The sequence below is a fragment of the Lactobacillus xylocopicola genome, from assembly GCF_033096005.1.
Taxonomy (GTDB): domain Bacteria; phylum Bacillota; class Bacilli; order Lactobacillales; family Lactobacillaceae; genus Lactobacillus; species Lactobacillus xylocopicola.
The window spans coordinates 1,492,212-1,518,934 of record NZ_AP026803.1; the positions used below are offsets into that span (position 1 = coordinate 1,492,212).

Sequence of the window (26,723 nt, forward strand, 5' to 3'; positions counted from 1 at the left end):
CCTCTATATCTTATTTTTTGGTTGATTCGATAATCTTTTCATATTTACGAACACTATCGAAGTCACTGTCCTTAGACTTAACGTAGCCTTCGTGCGTATAGATACTTTCGATAACCTTTTTACCCTTCTTGGACTTACCAATGTCAATAAATGCCTTGGCTAATTTTTGCCGGAAGGCCTTGGACATGCTCGGCACCACCGAGATGGTATCATTAGGAATTGGTACCGTGAAGTAGATTGGCACGACCTGACTCATAATCTTCGGGTTGTCCTGCTTAACCGTGTTGCGCGCATCTTCAAAAGCAAAAGCAGCATCAGTATCACCATTCAACACGTTCAAAACCGCCTGATCTTGTCCAGTCACTGTAACCAGTTTACAGCTCTTGCGCACATCGAGGCCTTTTTCCTTTAACTCCGCAATTGGGTATACATAACCACCGGAAGAAGATGGACTTTGGATTGAGATTGACTTACCCTTCAAGTCCTTCCAAGTCTTGATGTTAGAGCCTTTTTTGACCAGAATTTCTGCCCGGTAGCTGTTAACCAGTTCACTGGTAGCTCGACCACCCGGTTGCTTAACCCCATATCGCTGAGCCTGCAACAGCACATCAGCCGCCCCTTGCTGATGGGCCAAAACATAACCACTTGGCGGTAGGAAGCCAACATCGACCTTCTTAGACTTCATGGCCTCAACCACCGTATTATAGTCGGTTGACATGGAAACGTGGACCGGAATTCCTAAACGATCCGACAACATTTTTTCAAGGGGCTTAGCCCGGGACTCAAGTTTAGTTGCCGCCTGGCTAGGTACAAATTGAACATTGAGCGATTTTGGTGTGCCATTATCGGCACTCTTGTTCTTGCTCGAACACGCGGTTGCCATCATTGCTACCAAGAAGACAGCCAGACCAGCTAATACTTTTCTGAATTTTTTCATCATGCCCTCCAGACATAAAAAAAGACTTTAGATAGAAACACAAACGTGAATTATCCCAAGTCTTTCAACAACATTTTTATTTAAAAAACGAACAATACCAATATTTTCGAGGAAGCGAAAAGCCTGCTTGATAAAAAGCACAATGAACGCTTCAAATCGCTCGTACTTCTGCATAGCCTTCACTTCCCTTCAATATCTGTACTTATTCTATCAAAATAATAGCAGAAATGTTTTGTTTAGAAAAGGGAATCAGGTAGAAAAATTATTTTTTTAGAAAATCAACTAATTACAATATTATTTTCTAATTGCTGATACGATCTTATTGTATTTGCGGATAATGTCATAGTCACTGTCTTTGGCTCTAACATAGCCCTCATGGGTGTAGACTTTTTCAATAATTGCCTTGCCCTCTTTGGACTTACCAATCGCAATAAAGGCCTTAGCCAACTTTTGCCGAAAGGCCTTTGACATGCTCGGCACAACTGAAATAGTGTCATTGGGAATCTGCTTAGTAAAGTAGATTGGCACCACTTTATTCATTATTCCAGGAATATCTTCCTTCACGTTGTTACGTGCGTCTTCAAAGGTAAAGGCGGCATCTGTGTCCCCATTGAGAACATTGATGACGGCTTGATCAGCTCCCTTAACTGTAACCACCTTACAACTCTTAGGAATATCCAGACCGCGTTGCTTTAGTTCAGCAACCGGGAAGACGTAGCCGGAATCTGAAGTAACATCAGCCACCGAAATCGACTTCCCTTTCAGATCCTGCCAGCGCTTGATGGCCGAGCCCCGTTTTACCAAGATCTCACCGCGATAAGAATTAACCAGTTTTTTAGTGGCCTGGCCACCTGGTTGCTTGATCCCGTAACGAACAGCTTGTAGCAGCAGGTCTGCAGCACCCTGCTGGTGGGCCATGATGTAACCATCTGATGGTAAAAAGCCCACGTCCACTTGCTTGGACTTCATCGCTTCAACCAAGCCATTATAGTCAGTTGACATAGAAATGTGGACCGGAATTCCTAGCCGTTTAGAGAGCAATTTCTCTAGAGGCTTAGCCCGGTCTTCAAGTTTATTGGCACCAACGCTAGGGACAAATTGCACCTTGAGCTCTTTAGGTGTGGCATTATCGGCAGTTGATGACGGCTTTTTGGTTGAGCAGGCCACAGTCCCCACTGCTACTAGCAATACCATCAACGTTAACCAAACTTTTTTGATCTTAGACATTTTCTCTTCTACTCCTTCTATAAAAATTTCAAAATTCGCACATTAAAGAAAGCACCCGCTTCCTTTATCATCCGCAAATAAAACGTTCATTACACGATTATATTAGCACGATTATTCGGATTATTACACAGATATGCCTAAAAATATTATTTAAAAAAGACGAAAACGAATAAATAACGAACATTATCAAAAGAAAAGAGCACCCCGACTAGCTCTGGGTGCTCTTTAAGTAAAGTCAAGCTTACTTGACTAGTTTATTGTCCATATCAGTTCTTACAATCAAAACATCGGCTAGAGCGTGTTGGTTGACATACGCTGTTACCGAACCCATCAACATTCTTTCAACTACATTTAGGCCAGTTGCGCCCATAATAATCAGGTTGTTGTGATGATCCTTGATGAAGTCACGGGAAATAACCGCCTTGGGACTACCATAACGGACATGGTAGTCAATGTCATCAAAGTTAAAGTTGTTATAGGCCCAGTCTTTCAGACTCTTCAAGTATTTGCTAGCATCTTCCGTCATTTGATAAACCGTGTCACTCGTAATCAGCGTATCTTGCATTTTTCCCAAAAAATGTCTAGTATCAATCACATTCAAAATATCAATATGAGCATTTTCCCCCATTGCAATTTTGACTGCTTTGTCAAAAGATCTTTCCGCTGATTCAGAGCCATCAACGGGAACTAAAATTTTATCTTTTTTCATAACTTTTGTCCTCACTCAACTAGATAATACCGACCTTTTACTGTTAATTTTACCATATTAATGGAAGCAGTTACTTTTTAAATAATTGTTTACACTTTAATTTATTGCTAAAATGTTTCTTACAAACAAAGTCAAATGGTAAAAAGGTGGGAGAATTAATGACCAAAAAACTAACCAATCAATTAATCGGTGTAAAAAGCGGCCGCAATTTTCGTGAATTAGGCGGCTACCAAACAAAAGATGGCAAAACTATCAAGATGCATAAGTTGCTCCGAACAGCCAATTTAGCGACTCTTGATCAGGCTGACCTCAAGTTTTTACACGATTATGGTGTCAAATATATTGTTGACTTTAGAAGTACAGCGGAAGTCGAACATGAACCTGATTTGGTTCCCGCAGGGGCCTTCTATAACTTCGATCCTGTCTTCAGTGAAGACCTGACGGACGCTTCTAAGGGCATCGATGAGATCATTAACCAAGAAGAAAAAGATCCCAAAGCCGGTTTTAACCACATGTTCATCGCATACGACGACATGATTAATAGCGCATCGGCTCAGAATGCTTATCGCCGCTTTTTTGACACGCTGCTGGCCAACACGGCTGCAGGAGAAAGTGCAATTTTTCATTGCACGGCCGGTAAAGATCGGACTGGCGTTGCCGCCCTCTTAGTCTTAACTGCACTCGGTGTCCCACTTGATACGATCAAGCAGGATTACCTGTTGACTAACGTTGCTACAGCTGACTTTGTGGCTCAGTTTCTGGCCAAGGCAAAGTCCGAAGGCGCAAACGACGTCACCCTAAATATTTTAAAAGACCTGCAGACCGTCCACCCCGAGTACTTTGACCATGTTGTAACCACCATGAATGAAAAATATGGCAGCATTGAAGACTACTTACGTGATATTATGAAATTAACTGATCAAGAAATCAGTGACTTGCGTGAAATTTATCTTAATTAGTAAAGGAGAAAGCAATGAGCAAGACAAAGACAGTATATTTTGGTGCGGGCTGGTTTAATGACAAACAAAATCGGGCTTACAAGGCTGCTATGAAGGCGCTCGAAGAGAATCCGACCATCGACTTGGAAAATAGCTACGTTCCGCTTGATAACCAGTATAAGGACATTAAAGTAGATGAGCATCCAGAATACCTACATGACCGTGAATGGGCAACTGCTACCTACCGCGGCGACCTTACTGGCATCAAGTCCAGTGATATTATGATTGGCGTCTATCTGCCAGAAGAAGAAGATGTCGGCTTAGGTATGGAGCTCGGCTATGCAATGGCTCAAGGCAAGTACATCCTTTTGGTGGTTCCCGATGAAGATTACGGCAAGCCAATCAACTTGATGAGCTGGGGCGTTTGCGACAACGCTATCAAAATCAGTGAACTACAGGGCTTTGACTTCAACAAGCCAAAGTTCAACTTCTACGATGGTGCGGTATATTAAATAACCTAGCTAGCATAAACTTAAAAAGCTTCCAAATGCAAATTGCCTTTGGGAGCTTTTAATATACGCCGCTTTATTTTAGATTGGGTTTACTAATATTTTTAGGCCTGGTAACGCGACTCGCCGTTCAAGTACGTTTCTGCCAGCGTCATATCTGGATTCAGCACCAGGAAGTCAGCATCCTTATCGGGAGCAATCGACCCGCACTTATCCAAAACCGCAGCGCTCTTAGCTGGTACATAGGAAGCCATCATCAGCGCTTCTTCGGGAGTTGCAATGTTCCAGTCGACCAGATTCTTCACGGCCGTTTTCAGCTGCAAGATGCTGCCTGCCAGGTTGTTCCCATCCTTGAGGCGGGCCATGCCGTCCTTAACATATACCGGCAATTCACCTAACATGTAGTCACCATCCGGCATCATTCCGGCCTCCATACAGTCAGTAATCAAGCAAATATGCTCTGGACCCTTGACTTTGACTAGCGTACGGATCATTTCCGGCTTAACGTGGTGGCCATCACAAATTAATTCGTCGGTCACATTATTCAAAGCCATCGCCGCATTAGAAATTGAAGAGTCATGGTGCCCTGGATCAGGCATCCCGTTAAAGGTATGGTTGAACATCGTGGCACCAGCCTCAACACCAGCCTTAGCTTCAGCAAAAGTGGCACTTGAGTGACCAAGTGAAACGACCACCCCTTCCTTGACCGCTGCCCGAATAAATTCCTTGGTTCCCCGACGCTCTGGGGCAAGCGAAATCTTATTCAACAGGCCCTGGGATGCTGCCCGCCAAGCATTGAACTGGTCAATGTCAGGATCAAGCAAGTACTTCGGGTTTTCCGCACCAGCATGTTCAGCCGTAAAGTATGGTCCTTCAAAGTGCATCCCCTGGATCTTCGCTCCAGTCTCTTCACCCTTGTGGTCGCCGAACATCTGGCAAATCCTTGTCAATTCGTCTACGCTAGTAGTATAAGTGGTCGGCAGCCAACTGGTCACACCTGACCGCAAAAAGCCTTCAGTTAGGCGATTAATACCCGCCCAGTCGCTTTTGGTTACGTCTTCTTTGAGCGAACCATGGACATGGGTATCAACTAGTCCCGGCGCAATCCACTTGCCTGCATAGTCAACAATTTTGCCCGCCGGCTTTTCATCTTCTGGGTAATAAAAACCAAACTTGCCATCATCTTGAACTTCAAGATAACCGCCCTCTTCGGTCACGTTTTCAAGAAAGAATTTAGCTGCATGAATATAATACGTCATTTATTTTGCCTTTCTCTTAAAATGTTTCTTCTAGTCTTTTCAAATTATTCTAGACTAATATACTGGTCTTTACCAGTTTAATCATAAATACTAAAGAAAGTTTTTATTTTTTAGTTATAATATGTAGTAAGTAGAATAATACAGGAAGCAAAAATCATGATTAACGACACGCAAACAAACAAACATCAATTGGGCGCTTTAACCGGCGCCAGCAAGTGCCAAAATTACTATGAGCTCCACTTTGCCACTGGTGAAACTGCCCACTTTTATATTTTGGCCGACGGGATTTTCCGGCTTTTGGTCGATCCCGACCAGAACTTTACTGAAATTCGCACGCCCTTTATCCAGTTAGCTGCATTCACTGCTGATGCCTTCGAGCAATCAACTGTGCGGGCAACTAGTGATTCACTGATTATTCAGGCGGGTACTTACCAAATCATTTTTGAACAAAAACCCTTTGTGATGAGTATCTTTGACGAAGCTCTGCACAGGACCCGGATGGCACAAGCAAGACCGCTGGAACTGGCGGCGAATGGCACCAGTGAAAGCTTGGTTCAAAATAAAAATGAGTACTACTTTGGCGGCGGACTACAAAACGGTTACTTCAGCCACAAGGGCCACAAAATTGTAGTGGCCCGCGACCAGATTACCGGCAAAGGCGGCGTAATCTTACAGGTGCCGTTCTTCTGGTCAAGTGCGGGCTATGGCGAGGTTCGTAATACCAAGCAGAGTGGCACATACGACTTTGGTAAGCTTAATCCGCGCGAGACCACAATTGAGCACTTGGACCGGGTTTTCGACAGCTTTTACCTACTTGGCAATAACCCCCAAGAAATGCTTGCCAAGTACTATACTTTAACTGGTCAACCCATGCTACTACCTAAATACATGCTAGGATTAGGCCATATCGGCAACTTCTGTACTACGCTCTGGCAACCCAGTCAGGCTAAAGAACGCAATGCTAGCAAGTTTGGCAGCAATTTTTACACGCGGACCAGTGACACTAGCGTCGTATCGGGCCGTGCTTCGCTTAATGGTGAAGAAAACTACCAATTCTCGGCGCGGGCGATGATTGACCGCTATCGTGAACTACACCTGCCCCTAAGCTGGTTTATTCCTAATTACGGTGTGAATGAGGTTAGTCTTCAGGCTGCCAGCTTCTTCAATGATTATGCACATAACCAGGGTGTTCAGCCCGGCTTTTGGCATGACCAAAGCAAGACTTTACCGGAACAGACTGCCTTCACTTTTACAAATGACGCAGACACCGCTGCGGACTTAGAGCAATTACAAAGACAAGCTAATAAGCACCCCTTTACCAGTAGCAGCGGCGGCTTTATGGGCCAGCAAAAGCACACTGCACTACTTTTTGGCGGGGTCGGTGGTAACTGGGAAAACATCGCAACCCAGGTAGCTGGCCTAATCGGAGCCAACCTGTCAGGGCAGCCGTTAGCCGGAGCAGCCGTTGACGGCGCTGAAGGCGGTGGCAACGCTCAGATCTATGTACGCGACTTTCAATGGAAGTCCTTTACCCCCCTGCTGTTCAACCTTGACGATCAGGGTAACTTTAGTAAGACGCCTTTTGCCTATAACCGCCGAATCACCGAAATTAACCAAGCATACCTGCAGCTCCGTACTAGACTTACCAGTTATTTGTACACCCTCAATGCTCATGCAAAAGCAGGTGAGCCAATCATCCGGCCACTCTTTTTAGCTTTCCCAGATGAACAGACTAATTACAGTGAGCAGTTCAGTAGCGAATTTATGCTAGGTGATAACTTGCTAATTGCGCCAATTACCAACGGTCGCGAAGACGAAAATGGCAACGCCCGCAAGGACAACCTATACTTGCCGGATCAGTCAACCATGTGGATTGACCTGTTTACAGGGCAAAAGTATGCTGGCGGCCGGGTTTATAATAATTTAACTTATCCAGTGTGGCATCTGCCTGTTTTTGTCCGCGGTGGCAGTATCTTTGACTTCGGTAAGCGGGACTATGTCTTCTACCCCCAAGGTGAACGCGAAACCGTTACTTATAGCGACAACGAGAGCGACGATAACAGTATCCATTACGAAACCAAAATCAGCAGTAAACTCGATGAAAACAAACTAACCATCACCATTGATCCCGCTAAGGGTGATTTGCCAGGCGCAGAAACCATGCAAGAGACCAAGCTGTCCATTCTGTGTGATTCATACCCGCACCAGATAGCCGTCAAAGTCAACGATCGCGAAATTCCGCTACAGGCATGCGGAACAGCTGATGCGTTCGAACATGCCCGCGAGGGAATCTTTTACAACAGCAGCTATGGTCTGCCCGAATTCAGCCAATACCAGGAGTTAAATCAAAAGGCGCTCCAGATTAAGCTGGACAGTCATGATATCACTACCAATAAGATTGAAATCACCATTCATAATTTCACTTACAGCCAACAAGTCCTAGTCCATGAAGTCACGAGCGGACTCTTGCCCACGCCGAAGTTACCAGCTGTTGATTCAAATAAAATTACCGCCCACTCCTTCGAGCTTGCTTGGACTAGACCCAGTAGAGTTCAGATTGAAATCAATCACCTCCTCTACGAAGGTATTTCGGGAACCAGCTTTACCTGCCACGAATTGACCCCCAACACGCGCTACATTATCCGCATCCGTTACGTGAGCGGAAACCGCGTTTCAGAATGGTCCGAGCTTTTTGGGGTAATTACCAAGCCGGCGGCCGCAGATTATGCCATTGAGCAGATTACGGCAACCAGCAACTTTACCAGCAATCCCCAGCACCCGCTGTCCTATCTAACCGATCTCAAATTGGCCAGCGAATGGCAGACGGAGGAAGCTGCTACGCCTGATCATCCCCTGGAATTGACCTTTACTTTTGAACAAGTAGAAAAACTGAGTCGAATTGTCTTTGTTCCCCGTAACCTTGACCACAGCGGTGATCCGACTGAAGTAAGCATCGCTATCTCAGAGGATGGCATCAATTACACACCTTATGCCTTTGCTCAGAAACAAGCACAAGAAGATGCTGATTCAACTAGCCAAGAAAACTACACTGCATATAGTGACCAACTACAGTGGAAAGCTGACAGCAAGAACAAGGTAGTTGGCTTGCGGGACGTTCAGGCCAAGGCAGTTCGCTTAACGGTCTACCAGTCTTCAGGTCCCATTGTAGCGGCGCGCGAAATTTTCTTTTACCGGGCAAAGAAATAAAACTACAACATAAAAAAGGTCTGTCGAAGAAATTCCAGACCTTTTTTATTTTTTGCTTCCAGCTTCCTACTCTTTTCTATGCAAAAAAGCCTCAAAATCAACTTGATCTCGAGGCTTACGGCTACTCAATCGGGCAAGCTTATTAGTTTGCGCCGTACTTTTTTCTCATCTTGAAATCGTGCCGTATTGCCAGCACCATAACTAGCGTCCACAGGGCACAAATTATCATTAGCGGCCAGACATCTGTTAGTCTTTTAGCATAAGTTGCTACATCACCACTAAGTGGTAGCACTAGATACCAGAGTAAGGCACACCATGGAACAATGACGGGCAAGCTCACTAGCAAGATGGTCAGAGACTTCGAATATAATAAGGGCAGTTGATAGATCGCTTTTTTGTGTTTGGTAAAGTAAAGCGCATAGACAATTGCACTGATTAGGAAAATAAGTGCGATTATCCCCATACTCTGCTGTAATAGCTCCCTCCCACTTGTCATCAGTAAAATGGGGAAATTTAAAAGTAATTCTTGCACGTTCATAGTTTACACCTCTTTCTTAAGGCAATCGTTTACTTAATAATTTCATATTAGGCTATTTAAATTTTTTGCAAGCGTTTTCTTAAAATGATAATAAAAAAAGTTTAAATGATAAACTTTCTTATCAATTAAACCGGTCCTGCTTAATTACTCGGTAAATAGAAATCACTAGCACTAAGCCCGCACAGGCCATGGCCACATAGGCCATCGGTCCCACACTTACCGCGGCGCGGGCTTGACTACTAGCCATGCGGCTTTCCATGGCATACTCCACAATCCACTTACGCATGAACTGGGGGGTCAGTACAAAACTGACCGTGGCCACGATTGAAGCCACTAGAGCTGTATTTCGAGCATAGGGCTCACGGAAGAATTGGGCTAAGACACAGCAGGCTGGCGCGATCATAAGGAGCAGAATCCACATGATGATAAGGCGGCCGGCGCTGCTATTCATCATTTGAGCGCTGTTAGTCGCATAACGATACTTGCCCCAGAGTTGGCCGTTAGTCAACGTGTTGAGTAAACTCAGCAAGTACGACCCCCGTTGACCATAAACGCCGCCGCGGTTGGATAGCACACCTTGAACCACTTGCAGGCCATCAGTTAAACCCGCCGTTGAAAAGTTAACGGTGACCACCTTTTTCATGTAAGTTGCCAAAAACATAATAATGGCACCACCGAACTGCAAGGCACGGAGCATGCTCAACTTACGCGAGGCCTTCAGCCTGAACTCAAGACTAAGAACACGGCTGGGATGGTGACTGCGCCCAATCACCCAAATCCCGGCAATTACCAAAATAATAAGCAGCAGCAATAACCACCAAAACTTCGCCATCACGAAGAAAATCGCCAGGACAATCACGGCCACCGCCAAGTAAGGCCGATCCGAAAAGATTTCCCAAAAATTCAGTTTCAAGTGCCGGTAGCTAGCCCGACTTTGGGGGAGCGTTGGCTGATCAGCCAGCTGGGGCGTAACTTTGGGACCACTATTTACTCCCTTATCTATCTGCCGGCGGCGATATTCTCGCCTAGTCAGGCGTGAATTTTTAGCCATATCCACCGCCTCCTTTCAGGAATAATATCCTAGCACGTTCCCTGAGTAAAATTATTGCTTTTAGCAAATTCTTATCTTTTTTATTGTGCTAAAATGGAAAGGATGATGTTTTCAATACAATCACAAAGGAAGATGAAGATATTTTGAAAAGTTCCGCTAAACTACCAGCAGGTTGGCACAAGGCTTTTTATACTTTATGGCTAGGCTGCTTTATTACCGGCATGGGCTACTCGATGACAATGCCATTTATTTCTTTATTCATTGCCGACCTAGGTCATTATAGTAAATTGCAAATCAGTCTGTATTCCGGGCTGGCATTCGCCGTGACCTTTATTGCCCAGGCAATAGTTTCACCCTACTGGGGCAACCTCGCCGACCGTAAGGGACGTAAACTGATGTGTATGCGCGCGTCTGGCGTAATGGCCCTAACGATTACAGCCACCGGTTTTGCCCCCAACGCAATTTATATTATCGTGCTGCGGTTCATTCAGGGTGCCTTTTCTGGCTATATCAACAATGCCACCGCCCTGATTGCCGGTGAAACTCCCCACCAAAGGAGTGGCTGGGTCATGAGTCAAATGATGACGGCCGGAACTGCCGGCAACTTAGTGGGGCCGCTATTGGGGGGCCTCCTATCGAGTTTCTTTGGCAATTGGTTGGGGGCAGTCTGGGGTTACCGGATTCCGTTCTTTATTACGGGCTTTTTGATGTTACTGGTCTTTCTCGGTAGTACCTTCTTGGTCAAAGAAGAATTCACCCCCGTTTCACGTGCGGAAATGAAACCAATGAAGGAAATTATGCACACCTTGCCCAACGTCAAGCTGATTATCGCCATGTTTGTAACCACGCTGCTAGTGCAAGCGGCCAACATGTCAATTGATCCCATCGTCTCGCTCTATGTCAAGTCAATGATGCCTAATAGCAACAACATTGCCTTTGTCGCTGGCGTAGTAGCTGCCACTCCCGGCTTAGGGACCCTGCTTGCCGCATCTAAAATCGGCCACAAGATGGATGAAATTGGTCCACTAAAAATTTTGCGCGTGGGCCTGGTGGCCGGAGCTATTCTCTTTATCCCCATGGCCTTGACCAGCTCCCCTTGGGTACTGGCTGCCTTACGCTTTTTGTTGGGAATTGCTAGTGCTGGCATGTTGCCAGCCGCACAAACTGTGCTGACTCTTAATACGCCGCCTGAAAGTTTTGGCCGGATCTTTAGTTATAACCAGTCCTTCCAAGCCATCGGTTCGGTCTTTGGCTCCCTCATGGGATCAACCATTTCAGGACTCTTCAATTACGCCACCGTCTTCTGGACAACCGGCTTAACTCTACTACTTAACTTTATGCTTATTATCCTATTCAGCTTGCGCAAAACGGCAAGTAAATAAAGTTAACCTATCTATAGTTATAAATTTATCACATCCCGGAACCACTAATGAAAGGGCGAACCTGATTCAGACCACGCATTAATCAGTTCCAAGGGCAATTCTCTGGATGACGAACTAATGGAGAATTTCTTTGGCATCTTAGCAGGAAATGTTTTACTATTTTGAACAAGACCTTCGAGAATTTAATCGCACTAGAAAAAGCAATTATCAACTACAATACCAAAATAAAAGGACTAACTCCTTATGAATATCGGGAGTTGGTCCTCGGCTGATATTTATTAAAATGTCCTAATTTTTAGAATTACATTACTATTTATTCAGATGAATTTCTCGATCGAACAAGTTGTTCATGCGCTGATTAAAGTTGTGTGCAATAAAAATAATTGTGTTAGGTCTTTGTAGTAACTGATGTAAAATTTTTAGTGTTGCTGTCTGGTCAATGGCACTGGTTCCCTCATCAATCAGCAAAATATTACTGTGATGAACTTGTGCACGCGCCAAAATAATTTTTTGCCTTTGCCCACCAGAAATATTCAGTTTTTGCAAATTGATTTTAGTATTAAGACCTTGAACAAAAGCCGTATTATCAGCTTGGAGGTCCATTTCTTTACCCGCTATTTCGGCTAGATTATTAAGATTATCGTTAAACATTGTAATATTTCTTTTGACCGTACTTGGAAATAGGATGGAATTCTGCGCAATATAGCCAATCTTTGTAAGATCAGGATTAATAATCTCGCCATTTTGATTCTTAAATTCAATTTGTCCAGAACTGGGTTCAAGAAAGTTTAAAATCAGTTTGAATAACGTTGATTTACCTGCCCCACTATCACCAGTAAGCAAAATCTTTTCACCATAATCGATCTCAATATCAGGAAATTTTAAAGTTTCTCCATTTTGAAATTTTATTGTTAAGTTTTTTGTTTTAAAAGAGAAAGGCACTTCCGAAGATTCAGATTCACTGTGATTTTTCATAGGTAAAGTTGCCCTGGTAATCTGTTCTCTTAATACACTGGTACCTTTAATTAAGCCCAGATAATAGGGTAGATACTCAATGCCCGTAGACATATAATGACTAAAATTACCGATAACAGCAATAGCACCAAAAGGTACAATATCCTTTTTAATCAATACTCCTGTCCACACAAACAAAGCAAAAATCATTACTTGAGAAATGCTACCAGTAATAATTGATAAGATTTGCTGTTTAGCGTTTTGCCTTAGTTTAGCTTCTTCCAATCTTTTTGCGCCTAGATGCATTACACTCATTAAATGATCACCTGCAGCATAGCGCTGCAGTTCAGCTATCCCACCAAGCCATTTTTCAACTAAATCCAAATATTGTCTATTTTTTATTGATACGTTTTCCATTGCTCTTTGGATTGGTTTATCAATTAACTTGGGTAACAACATTGAAATCAAGACTGTCAATAAAGTGATCAGTAGTAGGGTCCAATTAATAGTTAATAACGCAATTACTGAAAAAATAATATATCCAAGAAAAACACATATAGTTGGTAGTAAATTAAAGTACTGATCATTGACCATATTCAAATCGTTAGTCAGTTGATTCTCAACCTCTGTCACCTGATAGTTTCTTTTTTCATCATATAGATGTCTAAGAACTTTTTCTCTTAATTGTTGGTTAAACTCTCGCATGTGTGTAGCAAGTAAGTAGCTTGCTGACATATCGCAAAAGTAAGAGGATAAATACGCTAGTAGTGAAACTATTATAATTGTCAACCAGGCTTTTTGGTTATGATTACGTAGAGCACTAATTTGCAACATATTGAGGTAGGAGGTAGTGATTAGGATAAAAGGTTGTAATATACTAGAAATGACGATTAACCAAATACGTAAAGGACTCGTCCGATAAAATGTTTTAAAATTCATCTTTTTCCTCTTTGTTGTCTACTAGACTAATTCTTTTATCAAATAGTGCAGAAACTTTTGCGTTTAAATTATGAGCAATAACTACAATCGTTTTGCTGGAAGTAGTAAGCTCATACATAATTTTCTCTGTAGAATTACTATCAATAGCACTCGTTGCTTCATCTATTAAGACAATATCATTTGCAAAGATTTCTTCTCTGGCTAAAATTATTTTTTGCAGTTGTCCTCCGGAAAGATTACCCTGATTCAAATCAACTATGGTATTAATTCCTAACGGAAACCCTGCTATATCTGCTTCTAATTGCATTTTTTTGAGGACATCTGGCACTTTCTCTAAAAGTTGATCTTTAAACATGGTGATGTTTTCAGCAATTGTTCCTGGAAACAACTGTGAATCTTGTGCTAAATATCCAATTTCACTTAAATTTGGTAAAAAAACGACACCTGTCTCCGTTTTAAAAACTATTTCCCCTTGGTACGGTTTAATTTCACCCAAAATCGCTTTAAACAAAGTAGACTTACCTGTTCCACTATCACCAGTTAATAAAATTTTTTCACCCTTATTAATTACAAAATCTGGGTATTCAATTTTCTTTCCTAGTTTATACTTTAATACAAGATCATGTATTTCAATTCGGCTAATTGGAATATTTGAAGTATGCTTGCTATACACTTTCTTGCTCAATTGTTTAGTTTGTCTATTAATACTTTGTGTTGAATTGATTTTGACCTTAGCAGAGGTGATTGTTGAAACAGCAGAAAAAATACTAAAAGCAAAAGAAGTAGATGCAAGTACTGCACCAATTTTTATATACCCTGTAAGAAACAGTATACCGGCCAAAAATGCAATTGACATCTGTCCAAATGTATTACCAAAACCGTTTACTGTGTTTGAATACATCTTAACTTTAGTCTGGTTAACCTTCGACTCCTCTAATTTATCAGCATATCTACTCAATTCCTTATTAAGTACCGTCCAAGAATTATATCGTCGCAATTCATTTAAACCAGCAATCCACTCTCCAATTACAGTCAAAAACATACCATTTTGTTTAGATACTTGCATACTTGCTTTTGCAGTCTTTTCTGCCATAACCTTGGGTAAATACAAATCAAGTACAATAAAGAAAGCCGTTAGTATGACAAAAATCCAGTTAAGACTAAGAAGAGCTCCCAGTGATAGCAAAATAATAAAAAGATTGCTTAATATACTAATCCAAGGCAGCGCATAATCATTAGTCAGTAAATCGAGATTGTTTTGTAAGTGGTTTTGCATTTCAGAAGTGGTCAAATGGTTAGTTGCATATAAGTACTTAACCATTCTTGTTCTCAATTCGTCCACATATTCTTGAATTTGTTTATTAAATAAATATGATGCTGTTGGTAGAATAAATAAACCACAAATAGTTGGAATTAACTCAATTATCTGCCAATAAATAAAGCCGCTCAAATTTCCACTGCCTAAGTTGTTGATAGCATATTGATAAATATATAAATCAATCGTTCCAGTAATAGCAAACATTAAATAAAGAAAAATCACCCAGAAGGCACGCTTATTATTGACTTTAATTAATCCCGATAACGTCATTATGAATCCTTTCTAGTAAAACTTATTTTGTTTAATGACAACAGCATCATAAAATAAATGTAAAAATACACACGGAATAAATCCTATATTAAACCTTGTGATAATCAAAATAATATTTAATATGAAAAGTATAGAAAAACTAAAGAGTTTATTTTTGGAACTTAAAATAATAAAGCTGTGATTCAACAAAAATATAATAGTAATTATAATTATTGACATAAGAACATTATTTAAAATGATAGGTAAGTAACTTATTCCAATTTCTCTATATATGATTTCTTCTAAAACGGCAGCAACTAAAAGTCCTATTTCATAGCTATTATGCGCATTCGTAACAACTATCGCTATGACCACCATCATTATAATTATGATGGCACGCATATAAATACCACTTGTTATATTATGAAGTTTAATATAATTACACGAAAATAATTGTATAAAAATAATTATTAGCCAAAATAAAAGATAGCAGTTATAAATCACATAAAAATCATTTTTTTAATATATGATATATAGCCTGACATAAAACTTGATATTGATAAAAGAAACAGGTCAAGGCATAGGATGAATATAGCATTCATAATCTAAACTTTCATTTTTTAGTCTTGGATGATTTAATTGTGGAAAAGAAGGGAATGTCATTGCAAGAAGCTCGGGAATAAAAACTCTTGCCACTCTATAATTATTTACAAATGGAGGCGTAATATCTAAAAAACTGGCTTCGGGTGCAACTTGCTTCAGATAACTTAATAATTCTACAAATGAAGATATGTACTTTTTTCTTTCCAAAAATTTTAAAGGATCACAAAAATCTATTTTAGAAAATAAAACTTCCATATTTTCCTCGTAATTACTTGGATTTAAAAAAAGGCAACATTTTTATCAAAATCAACCATTTTTTTTAAATCCACGTCCTCAAATTTTGAGAAACTAATATAGTTACTTTCACTCATTTCCCTATTTGCAAAAGCTTCACAAAAAGCTCTATAAATCGTATCATTTACTTCTAGTCCACCCTGTAATCCAAAACTAATTGCAGGAATGTTGTGACCTGATTTAGAAATTATAAATACTCCAAAGACATATATGGGAACCGCAGCAAATTTCGAGTAATTCAAAATTAATACGTCATATTTCGTAAAAACGTTTCCCATTAAATTAACAATCTTATCTTTCAATTCTTTATTGTATAGTTCATTTAAATGTATTCCATCTACTTTTTTAACTGAATACCATGTTGAAGTAAAACTATCAATCTGTATGTATTCAATAATACTGTTGGTTAATGCTTCCCTCCACGTTACATGAGCTGCGGTACCAGTAGAAACAGATAGCATATGCATATTTTCACCAGGCATTCCGAAAAGAAAGTCGTTTGCTGGAACCACAACTTCCTTTTGAGTAGAATATAGTGATTGTGTACGAATCCAAAGTAGCTTTTCATTTACATCAAAAGCGCTAGATCTAAAATCACTTCTTAGCTTATTTATTGCTTTCAACTGATTTACTGTATATGGCATTAAATACTTTTTGTCTACTGCATTTTCACGTACTTTCATATAATTGCTTTCAAATATCCTATTTGCTAAATACTTTTGGGCTAAAACACCAGCTGCACGTTCCACGCTTTCTCCACCTAAACGTGTAAGCCCATCACTAAAACTATATCCATATCCTGCCAAATGATAATTTATTTCAGCATTAGGAGAAATAACATATTTTTCAAAGTTGGGTAATAATGCGCTACAAATATTTAATTTCGAAGCTATATTAGATCCCTGAGAATAATATATATTATTGGTTAGTAAACCAGAATATCTACCTGACAAATTTTTAACTTTAAAATTTCATTTTGTTGCAGTTCCCATTTATCAAACATCTACCGTTCTTTAATAATAAATATTCCTTAAATTATTATTATAGTTAAAAATAAAATTAAAGTCAATACTCTATTTAAATTTATTTTAATTTATAGTTAAGCTAAGCAGAACTGCTACTTGCCAGCTAGCATTAATTCGATTTATATTACAAGAGTGCTTTTACTTGACAAAATTTTTCTGCACGAATTAGTTAAACATTGTATCCAATATAGATTAACAATATCAGAATATTGCTGGGTAGCGTAAAACCGAATATGGCTAGGAACAATTTAGTAGCAGAGGAATTGCTCTTAAGTCGACCAAAACTAGTCCTAATTTCCCTAATGTTGGGTAAAGATAGCTTTATACGATTAATTACAATCAGGTATTTCTGTTCAAAATCAGTCTTACTAATAATTTAGCATAAGTACTTGTATATAGTTGGCTTATGCCACGGCTTGAATTTTTTACGTAAGAGTAACTGTAAGTCTTCCTGAAGAAATTTCAATTTTTGATAATCACGCAAGTGAAATAGTTGGTTAAGCGGGGCTTAGCTAAAATAAGTAGCTGAATAACCCAGAAAATTATATGACTTTCTGGGCTCATTTCATTGGAATCGGGCTTTTATTATGGAAATATTCTGTTTATACTTAACCGTTAGCAGCAGCAAGCAAGGAATTCATTTGTTCAACTAATTGGTCATTAGAGTAATCTTGAGCCGTTTGCAAAACCAAATTAAATTGGCCCAGCCCCAACTTGACGTTGATTTTTATTATTATGCGGGATATTAATGGTATTTGCAGCAAAAATTCCTCAGGCTCCTTTAAATAAACCGAAACATACCGGTCACCTAATATCCCCTTTTTGTTTTCAACTTTAGCAACAGCACTCCACGGAATAAGCAGATTTTTAGTTGCAATAGCACTACTATAATCATAAAAACCAACTTGGGTAAGTTTTACTACTGTCTTTTTACCCTTAAGCATTTGCCTAATGACAAAAATTTCACCAAAACAGAACATAATCAACCAAATTACTCCACCAACCACAATCAACGGTTGGGACACCAAAGGCCTAAGCCCAAAATCGCCAGGGAGACGACAATCATTAAGAACCCCGCCCAGAGTGACTTAAGCTGTTTTGCTTTATCTTGATAAACTAGCAATTCTTTTTGCATTTTTCTAATCCAATCATGATATTATTTCATCATTATATACTATATAGCAAAAATCAACATCACTTTTTTTACCTTATAAACACTATTTTGCGAGTTGAACTAGTAGCAGACAGACTAAAAGGCCGCATCCCGACGTTCTGAACATCGGCATTCGACCTTAGTAAATTGCAACTACTGCACTGTTAAAGCAACTTAGTTACTTGCGTTTTTGCCAGCATCAAAGTACTTTAAATCACCAATTTTTCCGGCTAACTTAAACTTCCCATTCTGATAAACTAACTTAGTTACCGAATCATTAGCTAAGCCCGTCCCCTGATAGGAAGGATAATTTTGCGTTGACAAAAACATATTAATTGCCATTCCTGAACTAACTACCAAGACGTTGCCGCCTTTGCGTTGTTGCTTTTTGGCGATCATGGTTAGGCAATCGGTCATTCTTTTCTGAACGGTCTGTGAACTTTCTGCCCGGTACTGGATTGGCAAGCCACTCTTCAGTTTGTCTTGTTGGTCAAGCTCATAGTAGCCATCCTGCATCTTATTTTGGAAGAGTTTACCCGTCTTCGCTTGGAAGTCTTCGCTACTCTCATAACCGTAGTATTCGGCAATTTCCGGTACATTCTTACCAATATCTGACCGGCCCTCATAGCTGCCGTAGTTACATTCACGCAAGCGCTGGTCTATTTTAACCTTGATTTTCTTGTTGCCAGAGGCCTTTAATGCTCCTTGGGCGGTTTTTTCTTGTCTCGATAAGTCACCTGAATAGGCCGCCTTGAATTTTACGCCTTTTAGACCTTTACCTAAGTATTCTGCACCCTTTACCCCGTTATCCGTCAACGTAAAGTCGCTCCAGCCTTGGGCCAAGTGCATCACATTAGCAGTTGTTTCCCCATGCCGGGTTAGATAGATTGTAACGGGCTTAGTGCTCTTACTTTTAGCTTGGACTGTACTAGTAGTAATAAAAAAGATGTTTAAAATACTCGCTAATAATACCAATACTTTCGTTAATTTATGTTTCATTTTATCCAATCTCCTCTCCATTAGAAGCGATAACCTGTTTATACCAGGCAAATGACTTTTTCTTATACCGGTTAAATGTTCCGTGCCCCGCATCGTCTTCATCAACATAAATGAACCCGTAGCGCTTAGACATTTCTCCCGTTGAGGCACTGACTAAGTCAATACAGCCCCATGGAGTATAGCCCATGACCTCAGTACCATCATCAATTGCAGCCGAAATTGCTTCAATGTGTTGGCGCAGGTAGTCAATCCGGTAGTCATCAGCCACAAAGTTGTTCTCATCCGGTTGATCGAGGGCGCCCAAGCCATTTTCAACAATAAACAGGGGCTTTTCATAACGATCATACAGCTCATTTAGAGCAATTCGCAGACCAGTAGGGTCAATCTGCCAACCCCAATCACTCGACTCTAAGAATGGGTTCTTAACTCCGCCCATCAAGTTACCAGCAACGCGATCTTGGTCTTCATTAGTAACATCAACGACAGAAGACATGTAGTAACTAAAGCCAATGTAGTCAACCGGATACTGGGCCAGTAAGTCCAGCTCGTCAGCAGTATAGTCTAAATCGCTGAGCTTGACCCCATTGCGCGCAAGTAAGCTCTTAGTATATGCTGGATAATGACCGCGAACCTGCACGTCAGCACAGAAGAAGTTGTTAGCCTGGTTATCCTGCAGCGTGGCCAATTGATTCTTAGGATTAGCATCAAAACTGTAGGTAGTGGCATACAGAATCATGCAGCCAATCTGCAACTTAGGATCTAACTCGTGGCCAATTTTGACTGCCTTCGAGCTGGCAACAAATTGATTATGCCAAGCTTGATAAATATTCTTTTTGTCCTTTGCTCCATTGCTTACCGTCAAGCCCTGACTCATAATCGGAAAATGAGCTGCACTATTAATTTCGTTGAAGGTCATCCAGTACTTAACCTTGGCATGGTACTGGTCCAAAACAGTTCTGGCAAACCGTTCATAGCAGGCAATTAATTTTTTGTTCTTCCAGCCGCCATACTCCTTAATCAAGTGGACTGGCAATTCGTAGTGCGAGATAGTAATTACCGGTTCAATCTGATACTTCAAGCACTCATCAATTACGGCATCGTAGAACTTAAGACCCGCTTCGTTAGGTGTTTCTTCATCACCCTGCGGGAAGATCCGTGACCAAGCAATTGAGAAACGATAACACTTAAAGCCCATCTCACCAAATAGCTTGATGTCTTCTTTAAAGTGGTGGTAGTGGTCAATACCAACGTGGTTAGGGTAAACCCGCTGCGGATCGATGGTAAAGTCGAAATCCGGTTCATTAATGATAGCCATCCGGTCTTTGCCCCCAGGTAATACATCTGGTAAGGATAAGCCCTTGCCGCCTGCTTGGTAAGCACCTTCAAGTTGGTTGGCCGCTGTAGCGCCACCCCATAAAAAACCTTTAGGAAAATTGTTCGTAGTCATCAATTGACTTCCTCTCTTTATTCTAAGCTAAGTAGTCGTCCGCCAGTTCCCCTGTCGTCAACCATTACCTTAATATTTGTAACAATTGTTTACTTAAATGGGACTATTTCTTTTGAACTTTATCATCCCGCTGCCTGTGCGTTACCCGCCAGATATGGAGCGTTAGATAAACCTCATCATCAGGTTGTAAGTCCCAACCAGCCTGTTTAGATAAATAAGCGCCGATCTTTAAGGCCGTCTTGTATGCTTTCTGATACTTCACCCGCATTAATTCAAGTAAGGACTCATCAAGCTCACTACCAGCAGAATCTGCACCAGTATCGTAGAGGTGGCGTACCATGAACGACCTCAAGTGAGTCATGAAGCGGTTGAAATTAAAGGACTCAGTATCAAGTTGCAGACCATACTGATATTCAATAATGTTGATAACCCCTTGAATTAACTTGGTTATTTTGATCGTGTCTTGAATTTTAGTCTGGTTTGAAGCCGCATTAATGAAGTGATAAGTTAAATAAATTTCTTCAGAATTAGAAAAAGCTAAACTTGTCTTTTTTTCAATCACCTTCAACGCCGCTTTTGCGGTAGAATACTCTTTAGGAAATAACTTATTCATTTCCCATCTGACCGTGGCTTGACCTAAATCAAGACCTTCATCCGCTCTTTTGAGCATGAAGTCAATATGATCTGCAAGAACCAGGTATTGATAATCAGAAAACTTAACTTGCAACTTATTTGAAGCTAGTTCAATGACGTCAGTTGCCAACGATAACGTTCGTTCGTCAATGTTACTAACGCTGTCAATCATCTTGATATTCTTCTTAACAGCAACAAAGCGGCGGGTGATTTTGGCTTCATCAATGGGATCATTCGGCTTCTTACCAAAGCCAATCCCATTACCAATCACGACCCATTCAATCCCAGATTCATCCGACACCAGAGCAGCATTATTGTTAAAATTCTTAATAAATTTCATCCACAATACTCCCTCTTTCAATAAAAAAACCTATGGACTACAAGAAAAGCCTTGTCCATAGGTTAATGCCTGATCGAATCAGTAACACACTCATTTACACCTAGAATTATAAATTATTATTTAAGCGATTTCAATACTTATTATTGATTTTTAGTCAGTGTTTTACTTCGCTTAATTATTGGAAGAGCAGCTAACTACTAGCTGGTTAATGTGAAATCAGTGTTTTAATAAGGACGCTAGTATAAATGATCACAGTCAAAGCACCACATCCACTTAAAAATAAACTGCGCGCGACTACTCGCGTGCTCCTTTGGGCTACCCTCTTTTACCTAGGTGTTACCCTGATCTTTTTGGGATCGAGCTTTGGCACATCTTACCTCTTGCAGCAAAATACCGAACAGGCTAGTAGCGGCTTAACGGTTAACCAGGTAGATGCCAACAAACGACGTAAAACTAGCTATGACACCAGTAAAACGGCCTCCATCAGTACTAGTAAAATTTTGCAAGCCAAACGGCAAAAAGCCTATGCCATTGGCCGCCTGGCAATTCCTGCGGTCAACATTCACAACCCCCTTTTTGCTGGTTATGGCGACCAAAACCAAAATTTGGCCTATGGCGTTGTTACTTGTCTGCCCGACCGGGTAATGGGCGGGGCCAACAACTACGTTTTGGCTGGCCACTATATGGGCGCTTATGGTCCTGCAGTCTTAGATAATCTGCACCTGGCTAAACGTGGCGACCGAATCTACGTAACTGATCTGCATCACATCTATGCTTACCAGATCAACCGGATTTCTTTTGCCATCAAACCTAATCAAGTCGAGGTTGAAAATAATGTCAAAGAAAAGAGCATGATAACCTTAATTACCTGCTCTGACTTTAATACTTCTAAATACGGCTACGGCGAACACCGGACGGTCGTTCAGGGCGACCTGATTAGCCAGCTCAAAGCTACAAAGAAAAAGCTGCAGGCTCTGGAGTTAACTGCCCACCCCCAAACAACTAGCAAACAGCCGCAAGTCACCTTGCCTACAAAAAAAGCTGGCCGCGTGCGGTCTGCCGCCCGACCCCAGTTTTTCCAAAATACGAACCTGATTAGCAAGTTAATTATGGGCTTCACCGTTATTTTCCTGCTACTGCTTTGCTGGCGGATCGTGCGCATTTGGCGACCGCGAGGCAAATCATCATCACATTAAGCTTAATTTTTAAAAAAGAGGTAGAAAAATGGGACTGCACAAACCACTATTATTCGCACTTAGCGATGCACCAACCGGACCAAACAACCTAATCACCGACGTTGCTGGTATCACGGTCGGCCACAAAACCATCGTTACCGACCGCCTGAGAACCGGTGTAACCGTGATTAAGCCCTGTCAGGACAACATCTTTCGTGAAAAAATGCCGGCTGCAGCCCACGTCATCAACGGCTTCGGCAAAAGCACCGGTCTGGTCCAAGTCGAGGAATTGGGGACGATTGAAACTCCGCTGGTATTAACCAACACTCTGAGTGTCGGCACCGCTTCAATGGCTTTAGTCAAAAGAATGCTAGCTGAAAACCCCGAAATTGGCCTTTCAACGGGTAGTGTTAATCCACTGATCATGGAATGCAATGACAGTAGTATCAACCATCTCCGTGACCTAGGTGTAACCGAAGCAGACGTCGACGCGGCTTTTGTTAATGCTAGCACCAAATTTGCCGAAGGAGGTGTGGGCGGTGGCACCGGCATGCGCTGCTACCAGCTTAAGGGCGGAATCGGTTCAGCTTCACGCCAAGTCATAATCGATGGACAGACTTTCACCATGGGCGCCTTGGTCATGTCCAATTTCGGTTTGAGCCAAGACTTGAACATCTACGGCCGGCCAATCGGCAAAAAGCTTCAGCAAATCCAAGCAAGTAAGGAAAAAGGTAGCATTATTACCATCATTGCCACCGATATTCCCTTTAACTCACGGCAGTTAAAACGGCTGGCCAAGCGCTCCAGCATCGGTATTACCCGCTCTGGCTCCTTTAGCGGAAATGGTAGTGGTGAAATTACCCTCGCCTTCTCAACTGCCAACCGGGTCAGCCACTTCCCTGAACACGAGCTAACTACAATTCAGGCTATTACCGATGACCAGATTGACCGTTACTTCCGCATCACCGTCGATATTGTCAACGAAGCCATTTTGAGTTCCTTGACGCACGGTCAGACCACACCAGACCGTGATGGTAAGCCCATCTTAGGTTTATCAGCGGCCTTAAGCAGTCTGGGCAATGATTTTGACGCCCTAACTTTACGCCAGCAGCTAGGTCTTTAAACACTAAACCGCTAAATTTACAAAAGGTGTATGATACTGTGCCTAAGGACAACATTTATACAATTCTAGAATACTGCCGTGACCACAACTTTTATGTTACGATTGAAGCCTCAGAAGATGACTACATCGAAAACGGCAAAATCATTGCTGTTGATTCTGATCAAATAACTATTGACCAAAAAGAGTATGGCAAAGACCATCGATGGACGGAGGAGAGCTCCGAGCCTCAACTTGAAATTGACACCATTCAAACGTTAGATATTGTCAACCGGGAAAATTATCTTTACCAACAATATGTCAAACAGAAGTTGCTAACTGATTAACTTCAGCATAGCGAAAGAAAGACTGCAACTGCAGTCTTTCTTTTTTAATTATTACGCTTTAATTATTCCAAATACAGCTGGCGCAATTTAGCTAAATCTTCCGTGCTAAAGCCCAGGGCCTTGGTAAAGAAACTGGCAAAGTCGCCCCAACCGCCACGGATGGTCTCCGTAATACCGAGAATAGCGTCCCCCTCACCTCTAGTAAGGTTCATCTGCGCAATCATTCGGGAAATTTCATCATTGCTCGGCAACTGGCGGGAGGCTGCAAAGTCATAGAGCTTATTAGTTAGCAAATAGTCCCTAGCAATCGTATCATCATCCACGCCCAGGGCCATCAAGATTAAGGCCGAAACCATCCCCGTCCGGTCTTTACCGGCGCTGCAGTGATAGACTAAGGCCTGATCTTGCGGCAAATTCAGCAATTCGGTAAAAATCTCCGCGAACATCTTTCGACTATGGGAGTTAAGCAGGGTCTGTTGGTAGATGCGCCCAATAAAGTTACCGCTTAAGTCTGGAATATGGTGGAGCAAACGGTATATCCGGTGGTCGTTTTGACTATCATCCGCTTTTTCGGAGTAGACTGGCACATCAACGAGGCGAGCATCAGGCCAGAGCATATCAGGCGCAGAGTGTTTTTCATATTGCGAGCGCAAGTCACAATCAACTGTAACCCGAAGCTCCACTAGCTTATCCTGGTCAGTTGACGTTAGTCTACTGAGTGAATCCGACCGGTAAATCTTATTCCACTTAACTGCCTGACCAGCTTCATTCTGGTAGCCGCCAACATCCCTAAAGTTTAGCGGACCGTCCATCTTAACAATGCGATCATGTGCCATCTTACTCACCTCTCATACTTTTATTATCTCACTTATCGGTCTGGTCGCGGGCAAATAATTGGGTTGCCTTGACTGCGCTTTTCCAACCTTGGTATAGGTGGTCACGCTCGGCTGACCCCATCTTGCTCTCAAAGGTCTTACCAACTACAAAAATATCTTTTAATTCGTCAACATTTTTCCAGTAGCCGGTCGCTAGTCCGGCCAAAAAGGCTGCACCCATTGAGGTCGTCTCGAGTGTTTTTGATCGCTCGATTTTAATTCCTAAAATATCGGCTTGAAACTGCAACAGATAATCATTGTTGGACGCACCACCATCAACCCGCAAGGTCGGAATTTTAATACCTGAATCGTCTTGCATCGTGTCAACTACATCCCGCGTTTGATAGGCCAGAGACTGCAACGTGGCCTTGATGAAGTCATTCTTACTTGTGCCGCGGGTAATCCCAAAAACCGCCCCTCGCGCTTCTGAGTCCCAATACGGTGCACCCAGTCCGGTAAAAGCAGGAACAACAAAGACCTCGTCTGCAGACTTGGACGCGGCGGCAGCCCTTTCCGATTCTGCGGCTGTTTTGATCATCTGCATCGAATCACGCAACCACTGCACAGCACTACCTGAGACGAAGATTGACCCCTCAAGCGCATAAGAAATATGACCGTTAATGCCGTAAGCAATCGTAGTTAATAGGTTGTTGTCCGATTCGGTCGGCTCCTCGCCAGTGTTCATTACGATGAAAGAACCTGTTCCATAAGTGTTTTTGACCATGCCCTTCTTCAGCGCAAGCTGGCCAACCAAGGCTGCTTGCTGATCGCCCGCAATACCGCAAATAGGTACTTTTCCCCCAAAAAAGGTATAGGCTCTGGTATAACCATAGACTTCCGAACTGGACTTAACCTCTGGTAGCATTTGCGCCGGAATATTGAGCAAGTTGAGGATATCTTCATCCCACTTTAGATCATGAATATTAAAGAGCATTGTTCTTGAAGCATTGGTGTAGTCCGTAACGTGGACCTCACCGTCAGTTAACTTCCATAGTAGCCAGCTGTCAATTGTCCCAAAGAGCAGTTCACCCTGCTCAGCTCGCTTTTGCGCGCCCTCAACATGGTCCAAAATCCAGCGAATCTTGGTCGCACTAAAATACGGGTCGATGATCAAGCCCGTTTTTTTATGGATCAGGTCGCTATGACCGGCCGCCTTGAGTTGCTCAGCCAGATCTGTCGTTTGCCGGGACTGCCAAACGATTGCATTATAAATCGGTTTACCCGTTTTCTTATCCCAGATGACGGTTGTTTCTCGTTGGTTGGTAATGCCGATCCCTTGGATCTGCTCAGGACGGATACCTGAATTAATAATTGCATTAGCAATAGTGGTTTGAACTGCATGCCAAATCTCTTCGGCCCTGTGTTCAACCCAACCCGGCTCAGGGAAATACTGCGGAAATTCCCGTTGGGCTGAGGCAACCTTGTGGCCTTGATGATCAATGATCATTGCCCGCGTAGAGGTAGTCCCCTCGTCAATTGCCATAATGTAGTTTTTCGCCATAATGTTTCCCTTCTA

23 protein-coding genes are annotated in these 26,723 nt (G+C 41.9%); 7 read left to right on the forward strand and 16 right to left on the reverse strand.

Annotation, left to right across the window (positions count from 1 at the left end; genetic code table 11):
- Positions 1-10: 10 nt before the first annotated feature.
- The 3 genes from R8389_RS07210 to R8389_RS07220 all read right to left on the reverse strand — a co-directional run bounded on the left by R8389_RS07210 (position 11) and on the right by R8389_RS07220 (position 2,873).
- Positions 11-937 carry a phosphate/phosphite/phosphonate ABC transporter substrate-binding protein gene (locus R8389_RS07210; protein ID WP_317637350.1) on the reverse strand — a complete coding sequence of 309 codons (927 nt, stop codon included), beginning with the start codon at positions 935-937 and terminating at the stop codon, positions 11-13.
- Between the two features lie 294 nt (positions 938-1,231).
- A complete protein-coding gene (locus R8389_RS07215; protein WP_317637351.1) occupies positions 1,232-2,164 on the reverse strand; it encodes a phosphate/phosphite/phosphonate ABC transporter substrate-binding protein in 933 nt (310 codons plus the stop codon).
- A 241-nt stretch (positions 2,165-2,405) separates the two neighbouring features.
- Positions 2,406-2,873, reverse strand: coding sequence for a universal stress protein (locus R8389_RS07220; RefSeq protein WP_317637352.1), 468 nt, complete (start codon positions 2,871-2,873; stop codon positions 2,406-2,408).
- 158 nt (positions 2,874-3,031) lie between these two features.
- On the opposite strand from R8389_RS07220, the gene R8389_RS07225 reads away from it, so the two are divergent.
- Together R8389_RS07225 and R8389_RS07230 are read left to right on the forward strand one after the other, a co-directional pair.
- On the forward strand, positions 3,032-3,832 hold the full coding sequence (locus R8389_RS07225) for a tyrosine-protein phosphatase (protein WP_317637354.1): 801 nt from the start codon (positions 3,032-3,034) through the stop codon (positions 3,830-3,832).
- A 14-nt stretch (positions 3,833-3,846) separates the two neighbouring features.
- Entirely contained in the window at positions 3,847-4,323 is a 477-nt protein-coding gene (locus tag R8389_RS07230) for a nucleoside 2-deoxyribosyltransferase (protein ID WP_317637355.1), read from the forward strand.
- Positions 4,324-4,424: 101 nt separating this feature from the next.
- Here the strand turns inward: R8389_RS07230 and nagA are convergent, their stop codons facing one another.
- On the reverse strand, positions 4,425-5,579 hold the full coding sequence (gene nagA / locus R8389_RS07235; RefSeq protein ID WP_317637356.1) for an N-acetylglucosamine-6-phosphate deacetylase: 1,155 nt from the start codon (positions 5,577-5,579) through the stop codon (positions 4,425-4,427).
- 156 nt (positions 5,580-5,735) lie between these two features.
- Between nagA and R8389_RS07240 the strand changes: the two genes are divergently transcribed.
- Positions 5,736-8,786, forward strand: a complete 3,051-nt coding sequence (locus R8389_RS07240) for a TIM-barrel domain-containing protein (RefSeq protein WP_317637358.1) — start codon at positions 5,736-5,738, stop codon at positions 8,784-8,786.
- Positions 8,787-8,928: 142 nt separating this feature from the next.
- Here R8389_RS07240 and R8389_RS07245 read toward each other — a convergent pair whose 3' ends face one another.
- Positions 8,929-9,324 (reverse strand): hypothetical protein, encoded by a 396-nt coding sequence (locus tag R8389_RS07245; RefSeq protein ID WP_317637359.1) that lies wholly within the window; start codon positions 9,322-9,324, stop codon positions 8,929-8,931.
- 121 nt (positions 9,325-9,445) lie between these two features.
- Complete coding sequence (locus R8389_RS07250) at positions 9,446-10,375, reverse strand: cytochrome C5 (protein WP_317637360.1); 930 nt, start codon at positions 10,373-10,375, stop codon at positions 9,446-9,448.
- Between the two features lie 143 nt (positions 10,376-10,518).
- Here R8389_RS07250 and R8389_RS07255 point away from each other — a divergent pair, with 143 nt between their 5' ends.
- On the forward strand, positions 10,519-11,757 hold the full coding sequence (locus R8389_RS07255; protein WP_425604633.1) for an MFS transporter: 1,239 nt from the start codon (positions 10,519-10,521) through the stop codon (positions 11,755-11,757).
- A 309-nt stretch (positions 11,758-12,066) separates the two neighbouring features.
- Here the strand turns inward: R8389_RS07255 and R8389_RS07260 are convergent, their stop codons facing one another.
- The 8 genes from R8389_RS07260 to R8389_RS07295 all read right to left on the reverse strand — a co-directional run bounded on the left by R8389_RS07260 (position 12,067) and on the right by R8389_RS07295 (position 21,711).
- On the reverse strand, positions 12,067-13,650 hold the full coding sequence (locus R8389_RS07260; RefSeq protein WP_317637361.1) for an ATP-binding cassette domain-containing protein: 1,584 nt from the start codon (positions 13,648-13,650) through the stop codon (positions 12,067-12,069).
- Complete coding sequence (locus R8389_RS07265) at positions 13,640-15,238, reverse strand: ATP-binding cassette domain-containing protein (protein WP_317637362.1); 1,599 nt, start codon at positions 15,236-15,238, stop codon at positions 13,640-13,642. The genes R8389_RS07260 and R8389_RS07265 overlap by 11 nt, the downstream gene beginning before the upstream one ends.
- Positions 15,239-15,790: 552 nt before the next feature.
- Entirely contained in the window at positions 15,791-16,075 is a 285-nt protein-coding gene (locus R8389_RS07270; RefSeq protein WP_317637363.1) for a hypothetical protein, read from the reverse strand.
- Between the two features lie 23 nt (positions 16,076-16,098).
- Entirely contained in the window at positions 16,099-17,067 is a 969-nt protein-coding gene (locus R8389_RS07275; protein WP_317637364.1) for a YcaO-like family protein, read from the reverse strand.
- 680 nt (positions 17,068-17,747) lie between these two features.
- Entirely contained in the window at positions 17,748-18,164 is a 417-nt protein-coding gene (locus tag R8389_RS07280) for an STM3941 family protein (RefSeq protein ID WP_317637365.1), read from the reverse strand.
- Between the two features lie 302 nt (positions 18,165-18,466).
- Complete coding sequence (locus tag R8389_RS07285) at positions 18,467-19,291, reverse strand: histidine phosphatase family protein (RefSeq protein WP_317637366.1); 825 nt, start codon at positions 19,289-19,291, stop codon at positions 18,467-18,469.
- A 1-nt stretch (position 19,292) separates the two neighbouring features.
- Positions 19,293-20,738 (reverse strand): 6-phospho-beta-glucosidase, encoded by a 1,446-nt coding sequence (locus R8389_RS07290; protein ID WP_317637367.1) that lies wholly within the window; start codon positions 20,736-20,738, stop codon positions 19,293-19,295.
- A 103-nt stretch (positions 20,739-20,841) separates the two neighbouring features.
- Positions 20,842-21,711: a BglG family transcription antiterminator gene (locus R8389_RS07295; RefSeq protein ID WP_317637368.1), complete on the reverse strand. Its 870-nt coding sequence runs from the start codon at positions 21,709-21,711 to the stop codon at positions 20,842-20,844.
- Positions 21,712-21,956: 245 nt separating this feature from the next.
- Between R8389_RS07295 and R8389_RS07300 the strand changes: the two genes are divergently transcribed.
- From R8389_RS07300 to R8389_RS07310, 3 genes are read left to right on the forward strand one after another with little or no spacing between them, the layout of a single operon-like run.
- The gene (locus R8389_RS07300) at positions 21,957-22,907 is read left to right on the forward strand and encodes a class A sortase (RefSeq protein ID WP_317637369.1); all 951 of its coding nucleotides are present in this window, start codon (positions 21,957-21,959) and stop codon (positions 22,905-22,907) included.
- 28 nt (positions 22,908-22,935) lie between these two features.
- Positions 22,936-24,009, forward strand: a complete 1,074-nt coding sequence (locus tag R8389_RS07305) for a P1 family peptidase (protein WP_317637370.1) — start codon at positions 22,936-22,938, stop codon at positions 24,007-24,009.
- 38 nt (positions 24,010-24,047) lie between these two features.
- The gene (locus R8389_RS07310; protein WP_317637371.1) at positions 24,048-24,332 is read left to right on the forward strand and encodes a hypothetical protein; all 285 of its coding nucleotides are present in this window, start codon (positions 24,048-24,050) and stop codon (positions 24,330-24,332) included.
- Between the two features lie 62 nt (positions 24,333-24,394).
- On the opposite strand, the gene R8389_RS07315 is transcribed toward R8389_RS07310, so the two are convergent.
- Together R8389_RS07315 and glpK are read right to left on the reverse strand one after the other, a co-directional pair.
- Complete coding sequence (locus tag R8389_RS07315) at positions 24,395-25,168, reverse strand: tyrosine-protein phosphatase (protein ID WP_317637372.1); 774 nt, start codon at positions 25,166-25,168, stop codon at positions 24,395-24,397.
- A 28-nt stretch (positions 25,169-25,196) separates the two neighbouring features.
- Positions 25,197-26,708 carry a glycerol kinase GlpK gene (glpK, locus tag R8389_RS07320; RefSeq protein ID WP_317637373.1) on the reverse strand — a complete coding sequence of 504 codons (1,512 nt, stop codon included), beginning with the start codon at positions 26,706-26,708 and terminating at the stop codon, positions 25,197-25,199.
- Positions 26,709-26,723: the final 15 nt, after the last annotated feature.

Bases quoted from the DNA above. Each gene is read 5' to 3' on its own strand.
- R8389_RS07210 (WP_317637350.1), bottom strand. From the start codon at position 937: ATGAAAAAATTCAGAAAAGTATTAGCTGGTCTGGCTGTCTTCTTGGTA.
- R8389_RS07215 (WP_317637351.1), bottom strand. From the start codon at position 2,164: ATGTCTAAGATCAAAAAAGTTTGGTTAACGTTGATGGTATTGCTAGTA.
- R8389_RS07220 (WP_317637352.1), bottom strand. From the start codon at position 2,873: ATGAAAAAAGATAAAATTTTAGTTCCCGTTGATGGCTCTGAATCAGCG.
- R8389_RS07225 (WP_317637354.1), top strand. From the start codon at position 3,032: ATGACCAAAAAACTAACCAATCAATTAATCGGTGTAAAAAGCGGCCGC.
- R8389_RS07230 (WP_317637355.1), top strand. From the start codon at position 3,847: ATGAGCAAGACAAAGACAGTATATTTTGGTGCGGGCTGGTTTAATGAC.
- nagA (WP_317637356.1), bottom strand. From the start codon at position 5,579: ATGACGTATTATATTCATGCAGCTAAATTCTTTCTTGAAAACGTGACC.
- R8389_RS07240 (WP_317637358.1), top strand. From the start codon at position 5,736: ATGATTAACGACACGCAAACAAACAAACATCAATTGGGCGCTTTAACC.
- R8389_RS07245 (WP_317637359.1), bottom strand. From the start codon at position 9,324: ATGAACGTGCAAGAATTACTTTTAAATTTCCCCATTTTACTGATGACA.
- R8389_RS07250 (WP_317637360.1), bottom strand. From the start codon at position 10,375: ATGGCTAAAAATTCACGCCTGACTAGGCGAGAATATCGCCGCCGGCAG.
- R8389_RS07260 (WP_317637361.1), bottom strand. From the start codon at position 13,650: ATGAATTTTAAAACATTTTATCGGACGAGTCCTTTACGTATTTGGTTA.
- R8389_RS07265 (WP_317637362.1), bottom strand. From the start codon at position 15,238: ATGACGTTATCGGGATTAATTAAAGTCAATAATAAGCGTGCCTTCTGG.
- R8389_RS07270 (WP_317637363.1), bottom strand. From the start codon at position 16,075: ATGGAAGTTTTATTTTCTAAAATAGATTTTTGTGATCCTTTAAAATTT.
- R8389_RS07285 (WP_317637366.1), bottom strand. From the start codon at position 19,291: ATGAAACATAAATTAACGAAAGTATTGGTATTATTAGCGAGTATTTTA.
- R8389_RS07290 (WP_317637367.1), bottom strand. From the start codon at position 20,738: ATGACTACGAACAATTTTCCTAAAGGTTTTTTATGGGGTGGCGCTACA.
- R8389_RS07295 (WP_317637368.1), bottom strand. From the start codon at position 21,711: ATGAAATTTATTAAGAATTTTAACAATAATGCTGCTCTGGTGTCGGAT.
- R8389_RS07300 (WP_317637369.1), top strand. From the start codon at position 21,957: ATGATCACAGTCAAAGCACCACATCCACTTAAAAATAAACTGCGCGCG.
- R8389_RS07305 (WP_317637370.1), top strand. From the start codon at position 22,936: ATGGGACTGCACAAACCACTATTATTCGCACTTAGCGATGCACCAACC.
- R8389_RS07315 (WP_317637372.1), bottom strand. From the start codon at position 25,168: ATGGCACATGATCGCATTGTTAAGATGGACGGTCCGCTAAACTTTAGG.
- glpK (WP_317637373.1), bottom strand. From the start codon at position 26,708: ATGGCGAAAAACTACATTATGGCAATTGACGAGGGGACTACCTCTACG.